Source organism: Pseudomonas sp. EA_65y_Pfl2_P74 (genome assembly GCF_963970575.1).
GTDB classification, from domain to species: Bacteria; Pseudomonadota; Gammaproteobacteria; order Pseudomonadales; family Pseudomonadaceae; genus Aquipseudomonas; species Aquipseudomonas baetica_A.
In genome coordinates this window covers 1-1,908 of the sequence record NZ_CAXAOQ010000071.1, presented here as the reverse complement: position 1 = coordinate 1,908, position 1,908 = coordinate 1, and the positions used below count along the sequence as shown (strand labels likewise).

Here is a 1,908-nt window from a genome sequence, read left to right as displayed (position 1 = left end):
GTCTGGCCAGACAAGAAACTGGGAGCCGATGGGCACTGTGATGTTGAACCCGGATCGGCAGCAGCAGACCGAGAAAAGAGCGGCATAGTTAGACGGCGACGCGACAACAACCTTGAAAAACGCCGGTTCACTTACTGGCTTTTGCGTTGGGTTTTTGGGCGGTTCTGACTCGTGGAGCGGCGTTTAGCCGCTTGGTTGCAGGCTCAGGGGATGCCGGGCGCGTTTTGCTCGCCGACAATCTATGGGGTATTTCTGCTTTGGTTCTGCTGGTGACGGGTGGGATGCGCGCCTTTGGTGGCTATGAAAAGGGCACTGACTACTACCTGCATCAGCCGCTCTTCCATTTGAAAATGACACTGTTTGTGCTGATTTTGCTGATAGAGCTCTCGCCGATGATCACGTTGGTCAAGTGGCGGATCTCGTTAGTGCGAGGTGCGGCGCTCGATACTGGCCGTGCAAAGCTGTACGCACGAATCAGTCATGTCGAGGCGTTGTTGTTGGTGCTGATGGTGGTGGCGGCCGCAGGTATGGCGCGTGGCGTGACGTTGGATTAGGCGGGCGAATTCTCTGCGCTCTATCGGAAACGTCCGACAGCCAGCCTTGGGAATGGCAGGTAGTATCGCTCGGCAACAGAGGATAGGGGCGGCAAGGAGCTGGAGTGAGGAGTTATGTGTCAGGCGCCGTGCCCAGCGAGTGGGGAGCGGATAGCAGTACGGCGCGTGAATCTTTAGCCAGTCATTACACGGGGCAAACGAACTGGCTACTGACTGCGAAAGCGGCTCAGGGCGTTTGTGGCTTGTCCGGGGCGGTCAGGCCAGCCTGGATGCGCTGGTAAATTTCTTCACGGTGCACCGCAACGTTTTTCGGGGCGTTGATGCCGATGCGGACCTGTTGGCCGCTAACGCCGAGGATGGTGATCGTAATGTCATCACCAATGTTTATGCTTTCACCGACTTTGCGGGTGAGTATCAGCATGGTCTTCTCCTTGATTGCTTTGTAGGGCACCTGATTCAGACAGTGCAGAGGTCGGTGGTACGTATAGATTAGTGCGAAGTCTCACGGTTTGGGTGCATCTTTCTGACGCGCAGATGTGGCATTAATTCCCAGGGCGTAACTATACAGAGGCTGCAATCATCAATCTCGTTGTTTTGTGCCCATTTTGCGGGGCTCGCGAAGTATTTATGAATGTTAAGATCACCGCTTTGAGATTTTCGAGGAAAGCGTTGTGCGCAAATGGGTCTGGATGGTCGCGGCACTGGTATTGGCTGGATGTGGTGAAGGCAAAAGTGTGGACACACAGAAGCCCAAAGTGGCAGTCGCAACAGCGCCTGCGGAGTCCTCTGCCCTGCAGTGGGATCTTGAGGTGCGCGGTGAAACGCCTCAGGCCGTCAGCGATTTGAGCGGCTGGTTGATCGAGCACGCGTTCGTTCCGACGGTCATCAAGGACGGTAGCGGCAAAACGCGAATTCTGATTGGCCCTTTCAACTCCCAGGCCGAGGCAGAGGCGCGAAAGGTGCTGGTGGATGCTGCCTTGGTGAAGGCCAAAAAGCAGAATGTTGAGTCAGTGTTGGTTGAGCATCCTCTGACGCCTTAAGCGATTCATTCGACGGAGCTGCTTGGCGGGCGATCGAGCTGGCTGATGTCGACATGTAAGAGGACAACCTTGGGGAAATCGTCGGTGCCTGCACTGACGGGTTTTGCGGCTGAGTTGCCTCGGGCTCTTCAGTGGTGATGAGTTAATTTGATGGGCTCTTGGCGATACAGCAATACTGCCAGTTAACCATGTCTAGTCCTGAAATAGGTTTACACCTATCTCACCCTAACGCCCGATGCACTGCATCGGGCGTTTTGTATTTTAAGGACAGGTGCGGGCGCTCTTGGTTGTAGATCAAGACCGCTTCCCGCACC

3 protein-coding genes are annotated in these 1,908 nt (G+C 55.2%); 2 read left to right on the top strand and 1 reads right to left on the bottom strand.

From position 1 onward, the window contains the following. The first annotated feature begins 134 nt into the window (after positions 1-134). Complete coding sequence (locus tag AACY18_RS27835) at positions 135-554, top strand: DUF2214 family protein (RefSeq protein WP_339466838.1); 420 nt, start codon at positions 135-137, stop codon at positions 552-554. A gap of 226 nt (positions 555-780) precedes the next feature. Here AACY18_RS27835 and csrA read toward each other — a convergent pair whose 3' ends face one another. Next, positions 781-975, bottom strand: coding sequence for a carbon storage regulator CsrA (csrA, locus tag AACY18_RS27830; RefSeq protein ID WP_003179932.1), 195 nt, complete (start codon positions 973-975; stop codon positions 781-783). Between the two features lie 250 nt (positions 976-1,225). On the opposite strand from csrA, the gene AACY18_RS27825 reads away from it, so the two are divergent. Next, positions 1,226-1,594, top strand: coding sequence for an SPOR domain-containing protein (locus AACY18_RS27825; protein ID WP_339466837.1), 369 nt, complete (start codon positions 1,226-1,228; stop codon positions 1,592-1,594). Positions 1,595-1,908 lie beyond the last annotated feature (314 nt).